Below are 25,036 nucleotides of genomic sequence, written 5' to 3'. Positions count from 1 at the left end.
AGTTCTCTTGATGATTATTACGCGGCAAACTGACAGTGAAACTCGCCCTGCTCACAGGTGACGTGCAGACGTCGGTACTGCTCGTCGCTGCGGCTGGCGGTAAGTAATATCTGGCTCATCTGAGGCAGCAAGGTGTTTGTCAGAATAGCGTCCACCATGCGGCCGCCAGACTCCACCTCGGTACAGCGCTGAACAATTTGTTCCACCACGCTGTCATCAAACTCGGAAATAATATTGTGATTCTCTTGCAGACGACGCTGAATGCGTTTGAGCTGCAGGCGAACAATCTGCCCCAGCATCTCGTCGCTCAGTGGATAATACGGCACCACCAGCAGACGGCCCAGCAGCGCCGGCGGGAAGACCTCCAGCAGCGGCTGACGCAACGCGCCGCTTAACGCCTCAGGCTCAGGCATCAGTTCCGGATCGGCACACATGGCGCTGATCAGATCGGTGCCGACGTTGGACGTCAGAATAATGATGGTGTTACGGAAATCAATATGGCGGCCCTCGCCATCTTCCATCCAGCCTTTATCGAAGACCTGGAAGAAGATTTCATGTACATCCGGGTGCGCTTTTTCAATTTCGTCCAGCAAGACCACGCTGTACGGGCGACGGCGAACGGCCTCGGTTAATACCCCGCCTTCACCATAACCCACGTATCCTGGAGGCGCACCTTTTAAGGTCGAAACGGTGTGGGCTTCCTGGAATTCACTCATGTTGATGGTGATAACGTTCTGCTCACCACCATAAAGCGACTCCGCCAACGCCAGTGCGGTTTCCGTTTTCCCCACGCCGGACGGCCCACAGAGCATAAATACGCCAACAGGTTTGTTCGGATCGTCGAGTTTTGCCCGCGAGGTTTTCACGCGGCGGGCAATCAGATCCAGGCCGTGACGCTGGCCGATGACGCGCTGGTTGAGGGTATCAGCCAGGTTGAGCACCGCATCAATCTCGTTTTTCACCATCCGGCCCAGCGGGATACCGGTCCAGTCAGAGACCACCGCCGCCACCACGTTTTCATCCACCGCCGCAAACAGCAGCGGCTCGTCGCCCTGTAAAGCGTTGAGCGCCTGCTGCTGCGCGTTAAGCGCGCTGCGCAGTTCGCCGGTCTCGTCATCACCCGCGGCAAACAGCGCGGCACGCAGGCGGATGATTTCAGTCACAAGAGCACGTTCCTCTTCCCAGCGCTGGGTCAGGGCTTCGCGCTTTGTTTCGTATGTATCGCGCTCGGCGGTCAAGGCTGCGACGCGCTCCGGATCGCCGGCACCCACGCGCGCTTCGCGTCCGGCAATCTCGATCTCCACATCCAGGGCCGCGAGATGGCGCAGACAATCTTCCAGCTGTGCCGGCGGCGCACTCTGGCTGACCGCCACGCGGGCACAGGCAGTATCAAGCAGCGCAACGGCTTTATCCGGCAACTGGCGTGCCGGAATATAACGATGTGACAGCTTGACCGCCGCGCTGACCGCTTCGTCGAGAAGCAGTACCTGGTGATGCGTCTCCAGCGGCGACACGGTGCTGCGCAGCATCAGAATCGCTTTGGCTTCGTCCGGCTCGTGAACCTGTACCGTCTGGAAACGACGGGTCAGCGCCGGGTCTTTCTCGATGTATTTTTTGTATTCCGCCCACGTGGTGGCACCGATGGTGCGCAGTTGCCCGCGCGCCAGGGCCGGCTTTAACAGGTTAGCGGCATCACCGGTACCCTGCTGGCCGCCTGCGCCAATCAGGGTGTGGATCTCATCGATAAACAGAATGACTGGCGTAGCGCTGGACTGCACTTCATTAATCAGGGCCTGCAGACGCGCTTCGAACTCGCCTTTCATGCCTGCGCCGGCCTGCAGCATGCCGATATCCAGCAGCCAAAGCTGAATATTCTGCAGCGGTGCCGGCACGTCGCCTTCGGCGATACGCAGCGCCAGCCCTTCCACCACCGCCGTTTTGCCAACGCCAGCTTCCCCGGTCAGCAGCGGGTTATTCTGGCGACGGCGCATCAGAATATCGACCATCTGGCGGATCTCTTCATCGCGCCCGACAACCGGGTCAATCTTCCCTTCACGCGCGCGCGCAGTCAGGTCCTGACCATACTGGGCCAGCGTCCCTTGTGCGGCAGGCACCGTACCGGCTGGCGTATCCGCGGCAGCGGCCGCCTGCTGCGTCTCTTTGCTCTGAGCGCAAATCGCATCAAACTGCTCGATCAGCACGTCGACGTTTAGGCGGATGAACTGCGCCGAGATGCTTTTCAGCACGTTAGCCAGATTCCAGGTTTTCAGGATGCCAATCAGCAAATGTCCGCCGCGAATACGGCTGACGCCATACTTCAGCGAGCCAAACACCCACGCGCGCTCCACGGCGCTGTCGATATGTTCTGACAGATCGGAAACAGAACTCGCGCCACGTGGCAGCGCATCCAGTGCGGCCACGATATCGCGCGTCAGCTGCTGTTCATCGAGAGCAAAATGACGTATCACCTGTTGCAGATCGCCATCCTGCTGCTGCATCAGCTGATGCAGCCAGTGCACCAGCTCAACATAGGGGTTGCCGCGCAGCTTGCAGAACGCGGTGGCGCTTTCCAGTGAGGTAAATAACAGCGTATCCAGTTTGCCGAAAAGCACGGCACGGCTGATTTCTGACATGTTCGGTTCCGTTGATAACAATGCGTTAGAAAAATTATCGCTCTGCGCGATACACCAGATCGCCACGTGGGACAGGCTGAGGTTGAAGGCCCAGCCAGGTGTTGTAACCTAACCGCCCGGCGCTACCGAGCGAGGCACCCTGCACCGCGTCGGCGCGCAGAATAACCCGAGTTTCCCATTCAAATTCTACCCCTGCGTACTGGCGTACCCAGTCGCGCAGTTCAGTGACCCACGCTTCGCCTGGCAGGAAGCGGTTGTACTCTTCCGCGCTCAGTGGGCCGATTTCGATACGAAACTTGTGCTGCACGTCGCGCACCGCAACGCCGAGAAAAGCGGATTCTCCCATCCGCGGCAGTCGACGCCCTTCACCCAACTGCGCCTGTTCCCGCGGCGAAAGCGGCATCCACTGCGCCACGTTCGTGACCAGTTTTACCGGGGCGTGAAAATAGTTGCGCAGGATCTTCTCCAGCCCTTCCGGATCCCGTGCGTGACGGGTCAGGTGCCCCGCGTGAGTAAAACGGGCATGTGCGCTCAGGCTGCCTTTGGTCATCTGCCCCGGCTGGCCCATGCCGATCAAGGATGCCAGGTACCCCTCAAAGCGTTTGTTGTCCGCGCGGTCAAGAGAGACGGCGGGCTGCGCATCAGCCCAGGCACGGTAAAACAACAGCGTCAGGCGATGATGGAACAGATCGGCAAACGCGCTCAGGCTGGTGTCCTGATGATGATGAATACGCTCGCGGGCGTACTCTGTCATATGGACGGGCAGCGGGCCATTTGGACCAAACAGACCGAAGCTGAGGATAGACACCTCGTGCAGCCCGTTCTCTTCACGCTGGCGCACCTGCGCGAGGGTTGACGGCGCAAAGCTCATCGATGGCTGCTGACCGATACGTAATGGCTCAAATTTCGGCAGCGGCGCGCGCCCCAGCGGATAACGTTCACCGCCCTGGGCATCAATGCGTCTTAATAGCTGGAACAGATCGTAGCGCCACGGCGTCTCGCGAACGCCGCGCCAGAAAGCGTCCGGCAACGGCGTCAGGCGATGGACACGCAGCGGCGCGGAGGCGACTTCGCTCATAGTAGTGCCCTTTTCCCCATACGCGGTGCCCAGTAGCCAATCTCACCGCGCTGCTGACTCTTCAGCGTGAATTCAGTAAAGCTGTTGATGGACACCAGACGGGCAAACAGGCGTTCCAGCACGCTGCCGAAAAGCCAGGGGCTGGCGCCGGAAAACGCACGCTCATCCACCGTCAGAGTAATGCCGATCCCGCGCGCAAAGACCACCGGCCCCGGCTCCGGGACGCGACGGTGAACCGGCTCCAGCACGCAGTGGCGAACGCCCTCAACCTGACGCGCAACCGGCGTCTCCGCCAGGTTAGCATACAGCCCTAACAGCTGACGCAGGGCGGCGGCACCCTCTTCGTTTTCGCTGTCCATCAGGCTGAGATAGTTCATCTGCAGCTGGCTGATCAATCGCCAGGTGCTAAACCCTTCGGCCAGAGCCGGGCGTGGCGGCGTTGGGCCTTTTCGCAGGGTCAGGGATTTCACCGGCATGGAATCGGCCATGATGAACTGTCCGAGCTCCTGCTGAAGCATCAGCGGCAGGTCGCGGCTGGTGCACAATACTTCCGCGGAGATATAGCGCAGATTTTCCTGCCAGGGTGCATGCTGTTCATCCACCAGCGAAACAAAGACTTCGGAGCCGATATAACCGGTGCGGGTGCCGTAGCGCAGGGCATGTTCAGAGAGCACTCGCTGCTCGCGGCGCAGGGAAAAATAGGCGCCATAGTTGCCCGCATCACCGCTCCAGGTGCTCCAGAAAGGACGAAACGTCTGGTCGTCACGCTGGCCGTCGGCACTGCCGAAGATTTTGTTTACCGCATAAATTTCATAATCCAGGGGACGGATGTTATCCACCACCAGATGATATTCATGCTGGCTCTCACTCAGCTTCTGCCGCGCCGCCACTTTCGGGAAAAGGTTGATCACCGGCGTGCAATGCATCGCCAGATGGCTGGCATCAACCACCCGCTCCAGCTGCTCATCGCTTTTATCCAGCAGGATGAAAATATCGAACGCTTTTTCATTTTCACAGTGCTGGATAAGCTTGCCCAGACCGCTGAGGCTGATAAAGCGGAACCGTGCCGGAAACGCAAAGTATTCCTGCAGCAGACGATAGCCGTCAAAGTTGCGCAGGTCGTCCGGAAGCAGCGCCTGGTCCGGCTCAAACCCTTCCTGTCGCAAGGCATCCGCAGAGAGCAGCTGTCGCTGCGGGTGCTTGCTGACGGTCTGGCAGACAATCCCGGCGTGGTGCTCCATGACCAGCTCAAGCAGCTTGAGCGCTTCAATATCCGGGCCGCTAAAGAAAAACTCCAGACGGTCAAAATCCAGATGCCCAAGATGCTGCGGGCCATCACAGGCAATGCGGATCCGTAACGCGCTGTTGATCCCCCGCTGGCTCAGGCCCAGCTGCGCCAGCGGCAGATCGGCAGGCACACCGCCCAGCTCGACCTTATCGATTTTCAGCGGCAGCAGATTAACTTCATGCGCCGTGGTGTAGCTGCAGGTGACTCCGGTCTTTTTCAGCGCCAGGCTGTCCATCATGGTGCCGCGCGGCACCTTAAAACCGTTGCTCAGATCGCCACGCGTGCTGTCGGGCTGGATTTCAGCAATCGCCATTGAGGGGGTTGGCGCGAGATAGTTTGGCGCAATCATTTCCAGCAAACGCTGGGAGAAGCGCGGGAACTCCGCATCCATTTTCATTTGCACGCGGGAGGTCAGGAACGCGAACCCCTCCATCAGGCGTTCTGTATACGGATCCGCCACTTCGATGCCGCGCATGCCCAGTCGACCCGCGACTTTGGGATAGCGCTCGGCAAATTCAGCGCCCATTTCACGCAGATAGGCCAGTTCACGGTTGTAATATTCGAGCAGTTTACTTTCCATGATCACCCCGCATCTTTCAGTTCAAAATGGCCGTTTTCCAGATCGACATCGGTGCGAAACAGAAACTCCAGCGGGTACGGCACACACCACAGACGCCCTTTTATCTCAATGGACAACACGTTGTGCAGATCCAGTGACGAGGTGTCTGACACGCAGCGGACCTGCAGTCCCTGCGGCAAAATACGCGGTTCGAAGTTAATGATGGCCTCGGTAAGCTTGCGCTGAATGTCGTGCCATTCAATGTCTGACATTCTTTTCCCGGCCAGCGGCGCGACGCCAAAATTAACCACCGAGCGGTTCACATGCGGCAACGCGCTCAGGTCACCGGATGCGTCATGGTTGATGGTGTTAAACAACCACTGCAGATCCCGCAGCACGTTGCGGCGTAGGGCGGCGTGGGTAATCAGATTACTGTTGGCGGACTCGCGTTTTTTTTCCGGATCGTTATCGGTGAGGCGATCCAGCAGCGAGGGCTGCATTTTATCGCGCGCCCCCACCTTCTCCTGCTTGCTGCGGGCTTGCCAGCCGCTGCGCAGCAGATCGCCTTCGCCAGCGGGATTACTCATGGGCTCCATCCGCAGCAAACGTCACCAGGTTCAACGACAGCAATGGGCTTTCGCTTTGCTCGCTAAGCCAGGCTTTCTGCCCCATGCCTTCATACAGCGTGCCGTCATTGTCGAGCGGCAGCCATTCGGTGGTGCGCGCGAGCTTAACCGCATCAGACGCATCCACTGCGAAAGGATAGCGCGCCGGGATCTGGCAAACCTGTTCGGTACCGTCCGTCAGGCGCACCAGCGCATGACGCCACACCAGGTCAGTCACGCTGGCAGGGGCCTGGAAACGGATCTCGGCGATGGTGTTAAACGGCAGCCAGAAATAACGGCCGTTGACGATGGTTTCACACACGGGTCCCAGACGAGCATCGCCGTCCATCAGCCATGCGAATGCCTGCGTCTCGTCATTCTCAAGGGTGATTTGACCCGCCGTTGCCTGCGCCTGCTCAAGGGCTTCCAGACGCAGCGCCTGAGCACGCTCTCCCGCGTCATTAAGCGCGGCGGTAAGCGTGGTAAGCCACGGCCACTGGGTTTCAGGCATGGCAGGACGAGCCTGCCCCGCCATCACCTGCGCGCGCTGCAGCTCACCCAGGATGGACTGCTCCAGCAGGGTAACGGTTGGCTTAGCTTGGGGCTTAAGCGCCAGCCAGCTTTTCAGCTGAGTCAGGGCACGCGTCCAGTTACCACTGAGGGTCAAAAACTGCACAAACGCGGCACGGAGATCGGCATCGGCCGGACGGGCTTTGATCTCAGCTTCAAGACGCACCAGCGCGTCACTCAGCGATTCACCCGCCAGGTGTTGATAGAGCGTATTCATAGCCATTCCTTAGTTTGCCGCGCGCCAGGCGCCGACTGCCGGATCGCGCAGCTGAGGGCGCAGGGTGTCAATCAGGACGATATTGAGCGTTGTACCAGGGGTAACCCAGGCGCCCCAGATTTTTTTCACCGCGGCGATACGCGCCTGCAGTTTTGCATCGTCGCTGGCGGTCTCACGTGAAATCTCCACGGCCACCGTGCCGTTGCTTTTCCAGCCGTTGAGGCTGCTGTCGTAAGGCAGGATCATCCAGCTCTGGTCGCTGTTGGAGGTGCTGAAAACCATGCGCTCTTTGTTGACGGAGGTGATCAGCGCATTTTCCGGGTCGGCACTTTGATTCAGTCCCATGACCGGGAAGCCGTGAATGTAGGTCACCGGTATCTCTTTTTGTCCACCATTACGGGACTGGGAGATAACCGTGTGACCACTCAGCCAGCTCCCGTTTCCGCAGCGGGTGGTGTCTGAATCCGGAATAAAGAGCGCCGGAGCAGACGAGCCCCCTTCCCAGAAGGTACGCAGATGACAGCCGTCCTGAAGGGTAAATTCCTGCCACGGCGTGCGATCGGCAGCAACCGTGTGGGTTTCCGCGTTCTGGTCCGGCGGCAGCAACGCACCGCTGGCCGGAGTACTCACTGGCGCAGTCTGCTGCTGTTTTACCACCAGCGCCCAGTCCTGCGCTTTGCCTGCTGTCCCCTGCGCCAGCGTCGTCCCGGACGGATCGTTCAGCGTCCAGCTCAGTTTACTGACTTTGCTGCACTGGTGTTCCAGCAGCGAGCCCAAACGCGGAACAAAGTTCTCCAGAACCGAGACGTCTTTGTTGCCGTTCGCCACGATACGCAGCGCAATCTCTGACTTACACCAGCTCTGTGGGGTGTTGTCTTTGATGTTATCAATCCAGATATCCAGCTTCTGCGCAGGAGACTGCACGATGCGGAAATTCTCAGCCTGCGCGGTGGACGCCACCGCCAGAAGTGCTAAACCCGATAGCCAAAGTTTCATATCGTTCCTTGTGTGTCTAATCAGTTCCGCAGGGAAGAAATTGTGCTGCGTCAGAAAGCGTATGCAGCAAAGTGGTGTCCTGAGGGTTGCCCATCCATACCGCCAGGGCGGTATAGTTATCCTGAGCATTCCCCTCCTGTTCGCCATTCTTTTGGATGATTTGGTTCATTAAGGTCAGCCACTCTTGTGGCGTGTTAACCATGTGCAGCGACTGTTTCATCTGTTCTTCGCTGACGCCGTGCCAGAAACCGTCTGTACAGAGTAGAAATGCATCTCCGTCTTCGACCTGCACCACATCGCTGTAGCTCGCTTCTGGCCCACCGTTTTCAATACCCAGCGCCAGATAGAGCAAATTGCTGTTGAGGTTATCGGTGTCGTGCCCTGCATCTTTCATCTGCTGAACCAGGCTGTGATCGGTGGTGACATGCCACAGCCATCCCCGGCGAAACAGATACAGGCGGCTGTCCCCGGCATGTGCCCAGTAGGCCAGCCGGTAATCTCTGTCGATAAACAGACTGACCAGCGTGGTGCCCATCCGACGATAATCCTGAACCGCCTGCTGTTCGCTGAGAATGGTGCGATTCGCCGTTTGCACATAGTCGCGAATATGCTGCGCGTTCAGGTGCTTGTCGCCATCAAAACGGGAGATAATACTGTTGCGGGCCAGTTCAGCGGCCACCTCACCGCCCGGCAGACCAGCGATACCATCACAGACGACAAAGCAGGCTGAACGTTCCCCTATGGTTTCTCCCGTCTGATCCTGGTTGCTGGCGCGCGTCCCCTGGCGGGAGAGAGAAGCCGTTGCGATATTCATTTTTCTTCCGATCCGCTCTGTGAGTCTTTGTACTGATTTACCTCCATGTCATAAGCATGAAGGAAGGCTTCGCCAAACAGGGTGTGGAAGTCATCCTCAATCTCGCCTGCCGTTTCACCATAGCTGCGGACAAAGTAGTCCCACAGCGCGGCTTTGCGGCTGCCCGGCAACGCCAGTCGGGAGGTCATCCCGTTCTGCTTCGCCTGCTCTTCCAGCTGTTCCGGGTTGAAGGATTGCAGCATGGCGGCAATGATGGCGCGGATACCGGAGATCATACCCAGCTGATGCGCCTGCAGATCGATCAGCGCGTCACGCACGGATTTTGTCGGCGGCATAAAGCCCGGCATTGGCGTACCGAACATCTGGATCAGAACGGTTTTCCCGGTCGGCAACAGTTTGAACGGGTTGTTGGCATCATCAAGTACCATGGTCATATCGGCTTTTACGCCGCGCTTGAGAATGGAGCGCGAAGAAAGCAGCGCCACGGTGCCCTGAGAGAACATGCCCAGAATTTGCCCCAGCTGACGCATATTTTCACGGTCAAACTGCGGGACGGGCTGCATTTCGCTGAGCCCCATCCCTTCCAGCAGTGCCTCAAGTAATTCGCCCTGCAGTACTTCACCCTTTTCGCCATTATGGGCTGCTGGCGACGCCGCGTTTTTGACCGGGTCAATACGCAAACGCCCTTTAGGTGCCTGGGCATTACTGCGCGCCACGGCCTGCGGGGTTGGCATGGTGAAGCCGGCATAATCCGGTCGCGCTGGCTCTTCTTCTTCCGCGCGCGGCGGCACCTGCGGCTCAGGAGCAAACAGCGGAGAAGCGGCAAGGACGTCCTCTTCCTGTTCTGCTTCCGGCTCTGGCGTCAGGTCTGGCTCAACGACGGCCTCTGGCTTATCGCCGACAATTTCATCCGGATGGGTTAACGGTGCCCCGCCCATCAACCCGAGGGGGTCATCATTTCGTGCAGCAGGTGCGCTGGCACTACCGCCAAACAGAGCCAGCGGATCGAGTTCATCCGTCTGCTCTTCTTGTGGCTGCGCAGGTTTAGCTTCATTGGGCGGCACCAGCGTAGACGGGGTGACGTCGTCAAAAATGCTCTCTTTTTTGAACAATGCTTCGTCACTGAACAGCGTATCCGGATCCACGTTCTTACGCTCAAGCTTTGGATCGCTGTCATTGAACATCGCCAGCGGATCTTCAGCGTTACGCTCAGGTGCGACAGGCTGGGAGAACGGATCATGCGACGCTGCCGGCTGCGGCTTCGCCCGAGAACTGGAAATGCTGTCGGAGATAGAGAACTCCTGCATCAGGCTATCCCAGATTTCCGACGGCACAGCAGTCGGTTCCGCCTTCCCGCGCGGGGCGGCGCTCGCAGGCTTTGGCTGCGGGGCTGCCGCAGGGGCCGCGGCTGGACGCGCCTGCTGCTGCATGGTCGCCGCCATGCGGCTGACTGGCTGCGTATCATGAATCAGTTCGGTCACTTCGATGCGGTAATCATCAATACCGAGAATGTCCCCATCCTGCAGCTCAACCTGACGCCCGCGCTCAAGCGGAATGTCATTCAATACCACGCGGGTGACGCTGCCACGGTTAGTGACGCGGCATTCGCCCTGGGCGTCAACGTGAACAATGGCCTGCAAACGCGAGATGGTGCGGTCATTGTCCGGCAATACCAGATTGTTATCCGTACCGCGCCCAATGGTGCCGCCCGGGGCATAAAAATCACAGCTGCTCTGCGGCGGCTGATGACCGGGTTTTGTAGAAATAATCGTGAATCGCATGGCGTATTCCTGCTGGTATGATTAGCGCTCAAACGCTGCCGCTCTCGGGGCGAGAACGGCAGCGTTTGAGCGTAAAGTTAATTAGAACTCAGATTCCATTGTTACTTGCCAGAATTAAAAGCATTTAAAAATAGCCACCGTAAAAATAATCTTTTTGTTATACGAAGAGATCCAGACCATTTCAGAATCAGACGAAACGCCATTACACTTATGGAAATCTCTTTTTGTAGCAACCCAGCTTGCGTTAATGGCTGATAGACTCACGAAACCTCGCTGTAATGGTTTCGACAATGAATATAAAAAGTCATCACCAGAACAAAAGGAAAATTTCAAAAGTGGAGAACATATTCGAACTCACGTTCTTCTCCACGTAATATTAAATTATTCATTTGCCCACCAGCTTCTACATGACCACCAAATGACTCTATTTTTGGGTGTTTAGCGTTCGAATTGCGTCACTGTTGGTGATTAAGCTGCACTTCAATACCTGATAATGGCCCGGTTCGCTACCGCCTACCTTCTCTTTAAGTAAGGAAACAATAACGTTATCCGCTTTTTCAAAATTCTCTGCAGGTAGATTGCTTGCTTCGAGCCATGCGGCAGCGCTGGCCTCTGCATCATCTTTTAAACTCTTACTGTCCGCAATCTTACTGATGCAACGATTTTGCACCCAGTTTTCAAAGATTTGTTGTTGAGTAAAAGCACTGACATCAGGCAATGTTTGGGCATAAACAACGGTGGCATTTAACGCTAATGCGAGGAGTAATAAACGTTTCATTTCAGGCTCCAGAATGTTGCATTAGTAGGAATAAACGAACCATTGCCGGGTGATCCAAGGAAATGGCAGTCATCCGAGCAAATATTTCCATTCCAGAGTGTTACATGTCCGGTTGCGTCACTCCACCCATGGCCGGTAAAGATAATAATGCCTTGCTTGCCTGAAAATTGTGCTGGTGTAGGAGAGGCGACTGACATATCTGCCTGCCCCAGAACAGTAGGAAGAAATGCAATCATATCTTTAACGCGGAACATATAGCGTTTTTTGTCATTTCCGGTCACTGTCGCGTATTTGCTATTAGACGGAATAGGTATACCACAATAATTCAAAACATAGCTCATACGAATGGGACAGGCATTTTTAAAAATACCAGCATCGATATTATGCTGAACTTTTCCACCCAATAATTTGCCAACCTGTTCCACATTAACGTTAACTTCTCTGAATCTGTTCCAGGCAGCACCAAAAGCAGGACGCATAGCAGACATTCTTCTTTCTCCATCCTAAGAAGGTCACGTAAAAGTGAGCCCTTTCGGGCCCACTATCATTACGCTTCTTTGTTTTCTTTAATGTTCCAGCCAGCGCTGCTTTCAGCACCTTTACCACCAGCAGTGGTCTGCTCCCAGTACTGCTGTTTCACTTTCGCAGCCTGGAATGCATAGGTCACACCAACGGTGTCGCCGTTGTCTGCACCGGTGTACTGAACAGAAGTTACCAGCACATCTTCCAGCGTGATGCGGGTATATTCTACTTGCTGACCACCCGCTTTGCACACGGACAGTTCAACTTTAGTCAGGTGCTTACCGCTTGCGCAGTGTTTGAGAATTGCTGTAGTGGATTTGTCGATCAGAGCGTTAACGTGCAGATCGTTAAAGTTAACTTTACCGGCACCGCCGCCGCCACCAACACTCATATTACCTGGCTGGGAAGCGCCCCAGGAGAAGGAGGTAATATCAGTCCAGCCGGTGTGGTTAGAATCTTTAGATTCGCCCGTAACACCCTCGACCTTCAGAAACATATCAATAGCCATAATATCTACTCTTCGTGGATGAACAATATTGCTTTCGAAAAAGCACTTATATGGCAAACAGGAAAGCATGGGGCTGAATAAAACCGTCCATATTTTACCTCTGCCTCCAGCCTGACGAAAACACATTCGTGCAGACTGTTCAGAGTGGCTGCAATGACAACCACCCTAAATTAACTTAGTCACTCAATACTTCAACTAAGAGCTAGACAATTAACCTTTTAATCATCTAGAATAAAATCTATTGATTTTTAACAATTTAAGGGTCAGCGAATGAAGAAAATCATCTTATTAGTGCTAATGATTATATTTATAACCATTGGAGCTTTTACTCTTTTTGATATTTCTCAATCAATATGGTATGTATTTTCGCTTGAAGCAATAACAGCAATGTCTGCCGGTTTAATTTTTGGAAAAATCATTTTCCTAATTATCATTATTTTTGGGGTTCATTACTTATTGAAGGCATGGCGAAAATCATAGCCTTGACTTCATTTTTTCAGCAAAATAATAAATAGCGATGGATGCAATTACCAAAGAGATTAACAGGACAGCATTTATCGCTATTTTCATTACACTGCCACCCCAGTTAAATACAAAAACATAATAACCCAGAGTCGTAAAGAACATCATAAACGACACAAGTAACATCAGATAGACGAAAATATACTTGATCGTTTTTTCAAACACGTGTTACCCCTGACACAAAACGGCTAAAAATTTCCTCATCTACTGCACCATGACTTTGTTGGAAATTCACCGCCTCAATGAATGGTTTAATATTATCCTCAACCAAAAAATATAACAAATCCAAATCACCGGCTCCGCGCAATTCATAATAAATATTTTTATTCAATTTCAGCAAATCATATGAGGTATATACGGAGCGCGAAATTGAAGCACCAACACTCAAAACCCCTGTGATACCGGCAGAAACAAGGAATCGTGGAATGATTTTAGAGACAAATAATGTAATTAACTCATTAACGAAAACCATTTTAAAGGTAATTCCGCCTACTTGCGACCCACCTATTTTAAGGAGCAATTTCTTTGACTGCTCTTCAGATAAACCAGACAGATAGCGTTTAATCACTGTGTTGATTAGCCTACGTACATCTTCTGAGGTCAGCCCTTTTTTGATGAGTGTCAGCAACCTAATTTTATCGGTTTCATTTCTCCAGCGATGATCCGAATCCAGAAAATCCTTAGTTAACATCCACAAGTCTTCCGGGATGGACAAAAAGCCATCGACCGTACTGCGAGCGAATATTTCAGGACCACTTTGTGTACGCGGATTAAAGATTTTCAACATGCCATCGGCAATTTCTTTTGGCGAACTCGCTCCCAATTTATAGTCTCCCTGAGGTTAATGAATGTCGATGGTTAATTTTATGAATTGGATACCCACCAGCTAATTTACCGGCCCCGAAGGACCGGCAACGCACATCACGCGTCTTTCGTCTTCAGTGACGGCAGTTTAGAAACCAGACGCAGAGAAACGGTCAGACCTTCCAGCTGGTAGTGTGGACGCAGGAAGAATTTCGCGGCGTAATAGCCCGGGTTATCTTCAATTTCCTGCACCTGCACTTCGGCAGCCGCCAGCGGTTTACGGGACTTGGTCTCCTGTGAGGAGTTAGCCGGGTCGCCGTCCACATAGTTCATCACCCAGTCGTTCAGCCAGCGTTCCATCTCTTCACGTTCACGGAAGGAGCCAATTTTGTCGCGCACGATGCACTTCAGGTAGTGGGCAAAGCGGCAGCAGGCGAACAGGTACGGCAGACGGGATGCCAGACGCGCGTTAGCGGTCGCATCCGGGTCGTGGTACTCAGCCGGTTTCTGCAGAGACTGCGCGCCGATGAAGGCGGCAAAGTCAGAGTTTTTGCGATGAACCAGCGGCATAAAGCCGTTCTTCGCCAGCTCGGCTTCACGACGATCGCTGATGGCGATCTCGGTCGGGCATTTCATGTCCACGCCGCCGTCGTCGCTCGGGAAGGTGTGACATGGCAGGTTTTCAACCGCCCCGCCGGACTCCACGCCGCGGATTGAAGTGCACCAGCCATACTCTTTAAAGGAGCGGTTGATGTTGGCAGCCATGGCATACGCGGCGTTCGCCCAGGAGTAGCTGTTGTGGTTCGCGCCATCGGTCTGCTCTTCGAAATCGAAGCTGTCGACCGGGTTAGTGCGAATACCGTACGGCAGGCGCGACAGGAAGCGCGGCATCACCAGGCCAAGGTAGCGTGCATCTTCGGATTCACGCAGTGAACGCCACGCGGCATACTCGGTGTTCTGGAAGATTTTGGTCAGGTCGCGCGGGTTCGCGAGTTCCTGCCAGGACTCCATCTGCATCACGCCCGGTGCGGTACCGGTGATAAACGGACAGTGGGCCGCCGAGCCGATACGCGCCATCTCGCCCAGCAGTTCAACGTCCTGCGGACTGTGGTCGAAGTAGTAGTCGCCGACGATGCAGCCAAACGGCTCGCCACCAAACTGACCATACTCCTGCTCGTAGATTTTCTTGAAGATTGGGCTCTGGTCCCAGCCCACGCCCTTAAAGCGTTTCAGGGTACGACCCAGCTCCTGCTTGGAGATGCTCATAAAGCGGATCTTCAGCATCTCGTCGGTTTCAGTGTTGTTCACCAGGTAGCTCAGACCGCGCCAGGCGCTCTCCAGCTTCTGGAACTCTTCATGGTGAATAATCTGATTCACCTGCTGAGACAGCTGCTCGTCGATACCGGCAATCAGGTTCTGAATGGTGCGGTAGGTGTCACTGGAGAAGGTCACGGTATTTTCCAGCGCCTGCTGCGCCAGCGTTTTTACCGCACTTTCCACCGCGGAGCGCGCCTGATCGGTTTTCGGGCGGAACTCTTTGTTCAGCAGCGCGCTGAATTCATCCTGGCTGAACGCCTGACCACTCTGCTGCTCGTGTTGTTGAGTCTGGTTGCTCATCGATTATTCCTCGCTACCTTTCGCGCTTTCGTCATTTTTCGGCAACTGGCTCAGAGATTTGAGCAGCGTCGGATCCTGCAGAATTTTAGCGATCAGCTCTTCCGCGCCGTTTTTGCCATCCATATAGGTCAGCAGGTTGGAGAGTTGAGTACGTGCTTCCAGCAGCTTGTTCAACGGCTCAACCTTGCGGGCTACCGCGTCCGGCAGGAAGTCGTCCATGCTGTCGAAGGTCAGATCAACGTTGAGCTTACCTTCGCCGGTCAGCGTGTTATCCACCTGGAACGCCACGCGAGGTTTCAGCGCTTTCATGCGCTCGTCAAAGTTATCAATGTCGATTTCGAGGAATTTACGCTCGTCGACTGCCGGCAGGTTTTCCACCGGTTTGCCGACCAGATCGGCCATGACGCCCATCACAAACGGCAGCTGAATTTTACGTTCTGCACCGTAGATCTCTACGTCGTACTCGATCTGCACGCGGGGGGCACGGTTACGTGCGATGAATTTCTGCCCACTGTTACTCATTGCCATGATGTTCTCCATCAAAGATGCGCGGTGAAGGTGAAACGGCAGGCTCCATGCCTGTCGTCATAATGCCAGGACGCGTTATTCGCGGCGTCCAAAGATGTTTTCCAGTTGGTTAACGCCGTCTGGCGCCAGGTCGCGAATAATGTCCATAAAGTTAAGTTCTGACAGCCGCTGCACCCGTTCAATCATCAATGGTGCGGGGTGGCTCGGTTCGTACTGCGCAAAATACTGTTTGGCTTTCTCCAGCATCAGCTGTGCATCGGCGCGGCTGGTGACCTGCACGCTGCGCCAGTCTGTAACCTGCTGAACGGGTTGTGCGACCGCCGGTTGAGGTTCAGCGCTGAGCTCAGCCTGTGCCTCCCGGTTGGGCAGCAGCTTGCTGATGTCGGTCACCTGACAGGCGCTGGCGACCAGCCCGACGGTTTTCAGCAGCTGTTCCATCTCCGGAACGCCGCTTTCACCAAGATGGCCGGTGAGCAACTCGCGAATGGCCAGCAGCCGTTCGTTAATCACTATCACCGCCGACGTGCCCGGCTGATCGCCGCGGGCCAGCTCGTCAATCAGTCTTGGACGGCCACCGGGATAATCCGGACATTCGGTTTTACTGCCATCCAGCAGTGCCTGCGCGTCGCGAAGTGAAATTTCATCGCCATTTGATCGCAGCAGCGAGGCGTTACGCACGGCGACGGTCAGGTCAGACTTATCACTCAGCCCGGCCAGGGCGTTAATGCGGTAAAACGGGTCGGTTTCGCCATACTCTTCCAGCAGCGGATAGAGCGGCTCCCAGTAACGCGTGATCGCCTCCTGCACCAGTAACAACCCGTCGGCGTAGCCCGCAAGGCCGCGGCGACGTGTCCATGCATGTGTTAACGCCAGCATGACGCGCAGATCTTTGGTGCGGCTCAGCAGGCTGGTGGCGAATTTTTCCACCGTATTCCAGTCAGCAGGTTCTGCCGGAATGATGGTGTCGCCAAACTGCTGCTCTGCTTTGCCCTGGCTGGCCTGATTCATGAGCTGGAAATCAGCGTCATACTCCAGGTTTTCGCCGCAGGGCTTGTCGGGGCTTATTGGCGCGAGAAATTCTTCGATATTCATAAGATCCCTGCTTATTCAAACATGGGCGGATAGAGACCGTGACGGCCCGGACGGGCGCCACCTGCCGGGTCGAACAGCAGCGTAAAGAGCTGCCCGGTGAAGTTGCCGCTGTGAACATGGGTGTAGAGCGGGTAGCCGTCGCAGCGGTTGGTCCACCAGTAGCTGGTCTGGCGAAGCGGGTCAAAGCACTCTGCTGCCTGAGGCCAGCCCAGCGTGCTCTGGCCGTCTTCGTCATAACCAATCACGTCGAGAATATCTGAGCGCTTTTGCGGCTCGACGGGCTGCGGTGCCGGAATGGACATCAACATGTCATCGAGCTGTGAGGCAGAAAAACTGTTACGTACCGCATGCAGGCCCAGACGGCCAATCTGCTGATACCAGCTTTCAGCCTGACTGAGCAGACGTGATGACCAGTCCGCGGGGGCAAAGCTGAGCTGAATGCAGACCGGATATTGTCGACCAACGCTGTCACGTCCCGGCAGCAGGCAGCCCATCTGAATCATCTGGCTGCCCAGCATCGGCGGTACGACAAAATTCCAGACCGGCGCTTTGTTAAACGGGCGCTCACCGCTGCGCTGCTCTTCCTGCTGCCAGGCCAGCAGGCCGACCTGGAACCAGTGCGACCACTGGCGTTGCAGGGTGTCAGGAAAGCGACGCTGCAAAAAATCTCCGGCGCTGGGCAGTTTGCCATACCAGCTGTAGCGGTTCATCGCAGGGGTATTCGTCATACGGCTGTCCTTGCGGTTATGGGCATGAGAAACGGGGAAGCTGGAACGGGTTACGAATACTGTTTGGCGCAAATTCCAGCGTAACCTGATGTCCGTCTACGTTAAAGGTCGCCTGGCGACTCAGACTTCCCGCCCCGGGGCTGGTACGCGCTTTATCGAAAAAGCGGTTCAGCGCCCAGGAACCGTTCGTCACCAGCGTAGCCGTGCTGCCGTTAGCCAGACCCAGCTGCATACGCACCTGGTTAGTCCCGCCCGGCCCCGGCCAGTTCATGATCTGCACAGCCTGTGGACCGTGGCTGTAGCGCAGCAGTTGACCGTCAACATCCAGCGTCAGGTTAAGGATTGTGTTATCCATTCTGACGGTGCGCACCGTCACTTTGTAAGATGGCGTGGTGGCACCGTTAGCAAAGAAAGCATCGCGAATGGACTGCGCCTGCTGGAACGGTCTCAGGAGCCCTTCACTTCCCGGCAGCGTTTTTCCATCAATGCCCGGCATAAAGCGCCAGTTCGCCTGCGTGGTATCAACTTTATTGGTCAGGTTGTCACGAAAGAAGGTGTCCATCAGCCCGGTGCCTGGCGCAAACATGCGCGCGAGATCGTCCGGCGTGACCTCCGTACTGGCGCTGCGCACCAGCGGGTAACGGCCAGCGATTGCCTGACGGCAGAAACCACCGACTTCGACGTTAATCCGCTTACGCACGTTTTCGAGGTCGCGACGCTGGGTATCACTGCTGGCCCCCACCGCCATATTGCTGAACATGGTTTGCAGACCGCCCGGCAGACGACCGGCACTGGCCTGCAGACGGCTAATCGCCTCGCCTCCCGGAGCAGGCATGCCGCTGTTGGCCGCGTCCTGAACGGCAGTCAGGTAGCGGTAAAGTTCATCAACCTGCTTGAGAAAATCATCAAAGACGATGGTCTTCCCGCCTTTCTCCAGCGGCTGCGCCAGCTCAATCATTGGAGCATAGTGATCGGTTACCAGCTGTTCAGGTGCCTGAGTGACCACCGCGGCCTGCGTCGGGGCATTGTCATTATTACTGAATAACGCTTCGAGCGTGCGGGTGGCACGGTTGCTTTGCGCTTGCGCTTTACCGGCATCATCCGGGGTTGGCGCATTGCGTGAAAGCGTCAGGACCTGGCTCAGGTTCAGCACCAGACGGCGCAGCGGCGAGTTTGCCCCGGAGAGCAGACGCGCGGTATTGATGCGCTGAGAGAGATCGGCGCTGTTATTAAGCTGAATGTCGGCGAGGAAGCGATCCCAGTTGGCGATAAAGTCGCGCATGTAGAGCTGACGCACGGCGTTATCGATCTGCTGTTTATCTTCCTGGGCTGAGGTCGCCCCCAGCACCCACGCATCGTCTTCATGCAGAGCAGTGGTGACGCTGTCAATCTGGCCGTTGAAGCTTTTCCAGTAACCGTTCGGAGTATAAAGACCCGGTACGCCTTCACTCACCGGCTTGCCGCTTTTGCGTGAAAACACCAGCTCGCTCTGCGGACCGCCCAGGTCGGAGAGCGATACCGGTTTCAGGTTTTCATCATGCTCCAGCAGACGCTTCAGACGACCATACACCCGGGTGGAAAGCGGCTGCTGGTTGATTAGCGCCCTTTCACGCGCGACCAGGGATTCATCCTGCGCGTACGGCGAGGCCTGAATTTTCGGCTCAAGCAGCTGTGTCAGGTGCCACTCAAGCTGCTGAAGCTGCGCCTGAGTCACGTTCTGCGGCAGGTTGCGCTGCAGATTGAGCATTACCCAGGAGTGCAGGAATTTGCCGTCATAGTGCTTCGGCTGATAGAGCATCTGGTAGGCCTTCAGCGCTTCATAGCTGTATTCCACATCGCTGCCGTTATCGTTGCGCAGCCAGGTGGTGATATGCATCGCCACGGCAGGGAGCAGCATCTGGTCCAGCGCTTTCTGGTACAGAGACTGCGATGCATCGCTGACGTCATCCCCACGATAGAGCCCCATACGGCGTGAGACAGGCGGATCGTTAACATCAAACGCGTCACTTTTCGGCAGATCGACCAGGCCATTCAGCAAGGGCAGAAGGTCAAATAGATCGCGCTGAGGCTGATTCTGCAGCGCCTTGCTCTGCTGATCCAGCAGCGGCACTTTTGCGTCCACCTCTTCCAGATAAGCCTTGTTCCTGGCATAGCTGGTCAGCCACAGTCCACCGAGGATCACCAGCAGGGCCAGCAGCGCCGCATAGCCGGACCAAATGACGGCGCGGTTACGCAGTTCCCACCAGCGGTTTTCCCCGGCGATGCCAGCTTCCTGGAAAATGACGTTTTGCAGCAGGTTCTTGATGAAGAAGCTCTGCCCTTTCGCCCCCGGAATCGGAGCCTCTTTGCTGACGGAGTCCCAGCGATTTCCCTCTTCACCTTCCGGCAAGGAGAGCGCACGGTTAAGTTCGCCCATCACCCGGTCAAACGGCATACCTTCCTGGGTACCACTGGCGAAATAGATCCCGCGCGGGGAGAATTCGGTTTCAAAGTTAGAGCGGGCAAAGACCGTGCTCAGGTAGTCAGCCAGCAGCGGACGCAGTGCGGCAAACTCCTGCGGGAAGAGATACGCTTCCGCGCGCGCTTTTGCATCATGCTCCTGCAGCAGGGTTTCCGGCAGTCCGGCATCCAGGCGCTGCTGTAAGAGGGAAAATTCCTGCTGGAAGTTACCCATCAGGTCGTAATCAGCGTGTTTGGTTTGCTCCCACGGCAGCGTGAAGCCCCAGATCTGGTCGCGCTGCGCTTTGTCGTAATCGGCAAACCAGGCACGGAAGCCTTTAAGCAGGTCAGCTTTGGTCACCATAACATACACCGGGAAGCGAATACCCAGCTGCTCATGCAGCTCAGAGAGACGCTGGCGCAGGTTGACCGCCTGCTGGCGTGACGCTTCAGGCGAGAGCGTCAGCAGGTCAGAAATGCTGATGGTAATAATCACACCGTTGATCGGCTGGCGACGGCGATACTTACGCAGTAACCCCATAAACTCAAGCCATTCACCGGCGTCCTGAACCTGTTCGCTCTCCTGGGTGGTATAGCGACCCGCGGTGTCCAGCAGTACGGCCTCGTTGGTGAACCACCAGTCGCAGTTACGCGTGCCGCCGATCCCGCGCAGCGCGGTCTTACCGAAGCGGTCGGCCAGCGGGAATTGCAGCCCGGAGTTGACCAGCGCCGTGGTTTTACCGCTGCCCGGCGCGCCGATGATGACGTACCACGGCAGTTGATACAGATACTGTGTGCTAAAGCGCTGCGTCCACTGGGCACCCTGTCCCGCTTTGCTGAAGTGCGCTTTTTTCAGCATCTGTGCGGCTTCGTCAAAACGGCTGGCGAGGATCTGCTCCTCGTTGTTCAGTCGCTTCTGCGGATCCGCTGCTTCCGGGCTGGTGGTGTTCTCATTGAGTTTGTCCATCAGCTTGCGGTTCAGCCAGGCATTGTACAGCCGCGGCAGAATGTGGCCCTGCGCCCAGAGCAGATAAACCACCGCAATACTGATGATGCGGTTCTGTTCAGATTCGAGCGGTCGGGTGTCCACGATGGACAACAATGGGCCAATCATCCAGATAACCGCCGCAAGCGCAGTGACGCCCAGGAAGCTCCACAGAATGCGATTGGTCAAAATGGAAAGAAGAGTAGTCAGCATCCTTAGTTTCCTTGCGGCAATCCGTTCAGCTCAGCCTGGGTATTTTCAGGCGACACCAGCAGAGTAATTTCCACCCGGCGGTTACGGGCACGGTTTTCCGGCGTATTGTTAGGTGCCACTGGATTAATCTCGCCGCGGCCTTCCGCTTTCACACGTTCAGGTTGAGAGAGGCTTCCCTGCAGCATTTTCTGAACTGACCGGGCACGTTCCAGCGACAGTTCATAGTTAGAGGCAAAGCGCGCGCTGCGAATTGGCACGTTGTCGCTGTAGCCCACCACCAGAATTTTACCGCTGACGTTATTCATGGCCTGTGCAATACGGTTTATCACCGGCTCATAACGGTCACGTACCACGGTTGAGGCGGAAGCAAACAGGCCGTCCCCTTTCAGGATCACCACGCTACGGTCCGCTTCATCTTTTACCGCAACCAGACCGGCTTCAATTTCCGGCTTCAGGAAACCACGCAGGTTCAGCACCGCAGGCAGTTGGCGGGCAGGTTGCTGGATAGTCGTTTCGGGAAGCTGTGACTGATAAATTTTTGCTAATACCGGGTTGGTGCTATCGCCAAGCCGCCAGTTAAGCACGATATAGAACAGGCAGGCGATAAACCCGGCCAGCGCCACGCAGGCCCACAGAGGTACCATGGGTCGCCATAGCTTGCGCAGTACCGGACGATCTTCCGGATGCGGAGAGAGCTGTGGCGGGTAACTGCCACGCACGCCGCGAATCATCTGCCACAGCCGTTGCTTGATGGTTTCAAGCTGGGTGCGGCCATTATCCAGCACCCGATAGCGCCCCTCGAAGCCGAGCAGCAGGCAGTAGTTGATCATCTCCAGCAGCAGAATATGTTCGCGCGGGTTTTGCGACAGACGCGCCAGCAGCTGGAAGAACTTTTCGCCGCCCCAGGTTTCGTTATGAAACGTCACCAGCAGACCATTGCTGGACCAGACGCCGCTGCTGCCCCAGGGGGTGAGCGCGGCGGCCTCATCAAGTGCCGTACACAGGCAGTAACGTGCCCCGACGATCACCTCATAGGCCAGACCGGCCTGCTGACAGCGCACTTCGAACCGGCGGATCTCATCGATCAGGCGCTGGCGCAACGCCACCTGATCGTCATGTGATACCGAATGACGGATTTGCGGAATCGCATTGAGCAGCGGATTGGCGGCCGCCACCAGCTGATTGTTGCTACTGGCTCCGGTAAACGCGGCATCACTGCCGGTATCCTGTCGTTCCTGCATATTAAGCGCTCGCTTTATTATTCAGTCGGGCTACGGATGGCCCAAAACTCCATATCAAGTCCCGGGAACTCGCCTGCGAGATGCAGGGCGAAAGCGCCGGACTTATCCATCTCGTGCCACAGCTCGCTCCCCTTCTCCAGCTCGAAGTAGCTGTAGCCAGCATGCCAGGGAATCTGCGGCGGTGCGACCGGCATGGCGCGCAGCATAATGCCAGGCAGTTGCAGCTGAACCAGATCGCGAATTTTCGAGACCGGTGCCACTTTCATCTGGGCAGGGAAATGGGTTTGCAGGTGTTCGCCCGGCACGTTGGCTTTGACCGCCAGCACGAAGCCGAACTCACGCACCATGCTGGTTTCCGGCACGGTCGCGATGTTCAGACCGTGGGAACGCTCGTTAAGCGGCAGCTGAATGGCATGGTCTTCCATCACCAGAGACAGCCCCTGACGCAGCAGCATCATCAGTTTGCTGAAGCAACCCGCGAGGTCGTCGTGATCGTAAATTGGCAGCACGCTTTCAGCGGTACGCTGAGACGCCCAGGTGGCGAGCTCGGTCGCAAACGGCAGCCAGCTGCGCCAGAGCGTTTCCGGATGCAGCAGCGGAAGCGTTTTTAAATGCGAAACCTCGCCCAGATGGCGGTTCACCAGTGAGAGCAGCGTGAATTCAATCAGTTCCGAGGTATTAAAACGACCAGGCTGGCGCAGACGACCGCCAATTTGCTGGCTGCGCTGTACCAGTAAGCCGTGCAGATCGTTAATCATGCTGTAGATCTGCGGGCTGTTATTGGCGTTCAGCATCGGCGGAATGTAGCTGCTATCGAGACGCACGTGGTTATCGTTGCGTTTCTCGGTCACAAACGCCACACCGATAGCGGTCCACTCTGCCGTTACATCTTTTTCCAGCATCAGGGTCAGACGCAGGCGGCCAAACTGTACGGTGGCATCGCCTACCGACATGGCGTTGTCGTCTTCCACCTCTTGCTCAAAGGCGATGAAGCGCGCCAGCGAGGCCGGCTCTTCACTGAAGATCACCTCTTCTCTCTCTCCACGGCGAACCGGCAGTGCGAGCACCACCTTTTCATTGGTGAGATTGTCAGGGATTTTCAGCGGCACCGGACCATTGCGGCCATTGCGCACCTGGAAAAAGGTTCCGTCAGGCAGCAGTCCGCTGCAGTAACTCAGGGCAATGCATCCCTGGCGCAGCATCGCTTCGTCCAGCTCAACGTCGAGAAAGCCCCAAAGGTATGAACGCTGCAGCGCACCCCATTCACGAACGTGGTTGAGCAGATAGCTTTCAGTCCGCTGAAAATGGTGTGGGCGCAGGAACATGCCTTCGGTCCAGACGACCTTTTCTGCTTTCGTCATGATGATGTAATTCCTGTTATGAAGCGCGTTACTGGCTGATGACCCGGATGCCATTCACGTCGAGAAACACGTTGGCCTGGAGTTCATCCGCTGACCATTTCCAGAACTGGTAGATATGGTTTTCGCCTGGCACAGGCAGAGGGAGTGAAACGCGCCATTTCTTGCCATCCAGCATCTGATATTCCGCCATCACACCAATGTAGCGGGCGTCGGGAGAGCTCTGTCCACTCAGGGTTTTCGAGAGCTGACCCGGCATCAGGAAGAAAACATCGCTGTTCAGCAGATTCGCGCCAAGCGTGGCTGACGCGTTGTTCTGCAGGGAATAGAAGTCGCTGGACATGAAATCCGCATCGGATTTCAGCAACAGCACTCTGACTTTTAGCGGCGCAGATTCATTGATTTGTGGATGAGCCTGAAACTGCAGATTGTAGCGGGAAGGGTCGCTGTGTGAAGACGACGTACAACCACTGACAAGGGCGAAAATCGCCGCGTAAAAGACGGACCACAACCAATGAAAATTTTTATTATTCATAAAAATACGCTCAGGGACGCGGTTTAGTTCAGGATCCAGGTACCGTTAGCGCTGTCTTTGCAGGCTTTGCTGTTACCGTCCACATCAACACAGGTTGCCTTCTTACGCACTTTCGCACGCTGGGCCTGCTTACGGACGGTCGCTTCGTACTGATCGGCTTTGATCACTGCACGCATCGGGACGTAGCCAATCAGCTGATCATTTCCCTCATCGGCAAGCGCCATCCAGTAGTGCTCAACCTGACCCAGGACCACATACGTTTTACCGGTTTCCAGGGTACGGATAACCTTTCCGCCGAAGTCAGGACGGCTCATCAGCGAGGCCGGATACATGGCACGATACGGCTCATTGAGCTGAGTAAACTCTGCTGGAGGTAAAACAGCATGACGGTGGGTTAACGTGACGCCATTGACCTGGCTGGTCACGATCGTGTCGTCGTTGATCACAGGTTTCTGCGGCGCTTTACAGCCCGCCACCGCCATTACAAACAGAAGTGAAAACAGTACGCGCATTTTCATATGCTTTTCCGTAGCGATATTTCGATGATGGAGATAAAGGGGATGAAGTTTGACTTAGGTGCTATTGTTAAAATAGTCAGTATATTTTCGGGGCGTTACTATTTAAG

22 protein-coding genes are annotated in these 25,036 nt (G+C 55.8%); 1 reads left to right on the top strand and 21 read right to left on the bottom strand.

What is annotated here, in order from left to right; translation table 11 throughout:
- Positions 1–17: 17 nt before the first annotated feature.
- The 11 genes from tssH to AB6731_RS03120 form a co-directional block, all read right to left on the bottom strand.
- Complete coding sequence (gene tssH, locus AB6731_RS03170; RefSeq protein WP_279256254.1) at positions 18–2,633, bottom strand: type VI secretion system ATPase TssH; 2,616 nt, start codon at positions 2,631–2,633, stop codon at positions 18–20.
- Positions 2,634–2,667: 34 nt separating this feature from the next.
- Positions 2,668–3,711, bottom strand: coding sequence for a type VI secretion system baseplate subunit TssG (tssG, locus tag AB6731_RS03165; RefSeq protein WP_025203894.1), 1,044 nt, complete (start codon positions 3,709–3,711; stop codon positions 2,668–2,670).
- Positions 3,708–5,579 (bottom strand): type VI secretion system baseplate subunit TssF, encoded by a 1,872-nt coding sequence (tssF, locus tag AB6731_RS03160; protein WP_371005873.1) that lies wholly within the window; start codon positions 5,577–5,579, stop codon positions 3,708–3,710. Before tssF ends, tssG begins: the two co-directional genes overlap by 4 nt.
- Before the next feature lie 2 nt (positions 5,580–5,581).
- A complete protein-coding gene (tssE, locus tag AB6731_RS03155; protein ID WP_010432861.1) occupies positions 5,582–6,145 on the bottom strand; it encodes a type VI secretion system baseplate subunit TssE in 564 nt (187 codons plus the stop codon).
- Positions 6,138–6,950 carry a type VI secretion system accessory protein TagJ gene (locus AB6731_RS03150; protein ID WP_371005872.1) on the bottom strand — a complete coding sequence of 271 codons (813 nt, stop codon included), beginning with the start codon at positions 6,948–6,950 and terminating at the stop codon, positions 6,138–6,140. The genes tssE and AB6731_RS03150 overlap by 8 nt, the downstream gene beginning before the upstream one ends.
- Before the next feature lie 9 nt (positions 6,951–6,959).
- Positions 6,960–7,946: a hypothetical protein gene (locus AB6731_RS03145; protein ID WP_020883465.1), complete on the bottom strand. Its 987-nt coding sequence runs from the start codon at positions 7,944–7,946 to the stop codon at positions 6,960–6,962.
- A gap of 16 nt (positions 7,947–7,962) precedes the next feature.
- Positions 7,963–8,760, bottom strand: a complete 798-nt coding sequence (locus AB6731_RS03140; RefSeq protein WP_014170545.1) for a PP2C family serine/threonine-protein phosphatase — start codon at positions 8,758–8,760, stop codon at positions 7,963–7,965.
- Entirely contained in the window at positions 8,757–10,541 is a 1,785-nt protein-coding gene (gene tagH / locus AB6731_RS03135) for a type VI secretion system-associated FHA domain protein TagH (RefSeq protein WP_063858474.1), read from the bottom strand. Before tagH ends, AB6731_RS03140 begins: the two co-directional genes overlap by 4 nt.
- Before the next feature lie 424 nt (positions 10,542–10,965).
- Entirely contained in the window at positions 10,966–11,319 is a 354-nt protein-coding gene (locus tag AB6731_RS03130) for a T6SS amidase immunity protein Tai4 family protein (protein ID WP_049022653.1), read from the bottom strand.
- On the bottom strand, positions 11,316–11,807 hold the full coding sequence (locus tag AB6731_RS03125) for a type VI secretion system amidase effector protein Tae4 (RefSeq protein ID WP_041162722.1): 492 nt from the start codon (positions 11,805–11,807) through the stop codon (positions 11,316–11,318). The genes AB6731_RS03130 and AB6731_RS03125 overlap by 4 nt, the downstream gene beginning before the upstream one ends.
- A gap of 59 nt (positions 11,808–11,866) precedes the next feature.
- The gene (locus tag AB6731_RS03120) at positions 11,867–12,349 is read right to left on the bottom strand and encodes a type VI secretion system tube protein Hcp (RefSeq protein ID WP_014884229.1); all 483 of its coding nucleotides are present in this window, start codon (positions 12,347–12,349) and stop codon (positions 11,867–11,869) included.
- 270 nt (positions 12,350–12,619) lie between these two features.
- Here AB6731_RS03120 and AB6731_RS03115 point away from each other — a divergent pair, with 270 nt between their 5' ends.
- Positions 12,620–12,829, top strand: coding sequence for a hypothetical protein (locus AB6731_RS03115; protein WP_040017744.1), 210 nt, complete (start codon positions 12,620–12,622; stop codon positions 12,827–12,829).
- A gap of 199 nt (positions 12,830–13,028) precedes the next feature.
- Here the strand turns inward: AB6731_RS03115 and AB6731_RS03110 are convergent, their stop codons facing one another.
- The 10 genes from AB6731_RS03110 to AB6731_RS03065 all read right to left on the bottom strand — a co-directional run bounded on the left by AB6731_RS03110 (position 13,029) and on the right by AB6731_RS03065 (position 24,929).
- A complete protein-coding gene (locus AB6731_RS03110; RefSeq protein WP_226863565.1) occupies positions 13,029–13,694 on the bottom strand; it encodes a hypothetical protein in 666 nt (221 codons plus the stop codon).
- Between the two features lie 98 nt (positions 13,695–13,792).
- Positions 13,793–15,292: a type VI secretion system contractile sheath large subunit gene (gene tssC, locus AB6731_RS03105; RefSeq protein WP_014170549.1), complete on the bottom strand. Its 1,500-nt coding sequence runs from the start codon at positions 15,290–15,292 to the stop codon at positions 13,793–13,795.
- A gap of 3 nt (positions 15,293–15,295) precedes the next feature.
- The gene (gene tssB / locus AB6731_RS03100) at positions 15,296–15,820 is read right to left on the bottom strand and encodes a type VI secretion system contractile sheath small subunit (RefSeq protein ID WP_008502644.1); all 525 of its coding nucleotides are present in this window, start codon (positions 15,818–15,820) and stop codon (positions 15,296–15,298) included.
- A 75-nt stretch (positions 15,821–15,895) separates the two neighbouring features.
- Positions 15,896–16,912, bottom strand: coding sequence for a type VI secretion system protein TssA (gene tssA, locus AB6731_RS03095; RefSeq protein WP_020883458.1), 1,017 nt, complete (start codon positions 16,910–16,912; stop codon positions 15,896–15,898).
- 11 nt (positions 16,913–16,923) lie between these two features.
- A complete protein-coding gene (tagF, locus tag AB6731_RS03090; protein WP_020883457.1) occupies positions 16,924–17,640 on the bottom strand; it encodes a type VI secretion system-associated protein TagF in 717 nt (238 codons plus the stop codon).
- A gap of 16 nt (positions 17,641–17,656) precedes the next feature.
- Positions 17,657–21,277, bottom strand: a complete 3,621-nt coding sequence (tssM, locus tag AB6731_RS03085) for a type VI secretion system membrane subunit TssM (protein ID WP_371005871.1) — start codon at positions 21,275–21,277, stop codon at positions 17,657–17,659.
- A gap of 2 nt (positions 21,278–21,279) precedes the next feature.
- The gene (locus tag AB6731_RS03080; protein ID WP_014170554.1) at positions 21,280–22,518 is read right to left on the bottom strand and encodes a DotU family type VI secretion system protein; all 1,239 of its coding nucleotides are present in this window, start codon (positions 22,516–22,518) and stop codon (positions 21,280–21,282) included.
- A gap of 17 nt (positions 22,519–22,535) precedes the next feature.
- The gene (gene tssK / locus AB6731_RS03075; RefSeq protein WP_020883454.1) at positions 22,536–23,879 is read right to left on the bottom strand and encodes a type VI secretion system baseplate subunit TssK; all 1,344 of its coding nucleotides are present in this window, start codon (positions 23,877–23,879) and stop codon (positions 22,536–22,538) included.
- A 28-nt stretch (positions 23,880–23,907) separates the two neighbouring features.
- Positions 23,908–24,411 (bottom strand): type VI secretion system lipoprotein TssJ, encoded by a 504-nt coding sequence (gene tssJ / locus AB6731_RS03070; RefSeq protein ID WP_014170556.1) that lies wholly within the window; start codon positions 24,409–24,411, stop codon positions 23,908–23,910.
- A gap of 23 nt (positions 24,412–24,434) precedes the next feature.
- Entirely contained in the window at positions 24,435–24,929 is a 495-nt protein-coding gene (locus AB6731_RS03065; RefSeq protein WP_014170557.1) for a hypothetical protein, read from the bottom strand.
- Positions 24,930–25,036 lie beyond the last annotated feature (107 nt).

Source organism: Enterobacter sp. RCC_40, from assembly GCF_041360735.1.
GTDB lineage: Bacteria > Pseudomonadota > Gammaproteobacteria > Enterobacterales > Enterobacteriaceae > Enterobacter > Enterobacter ludwigii.
Note: the sequence above shows the minus strand (reverse complement) of the source record. Positions and strands in the feature narration are given on the sequence as shown.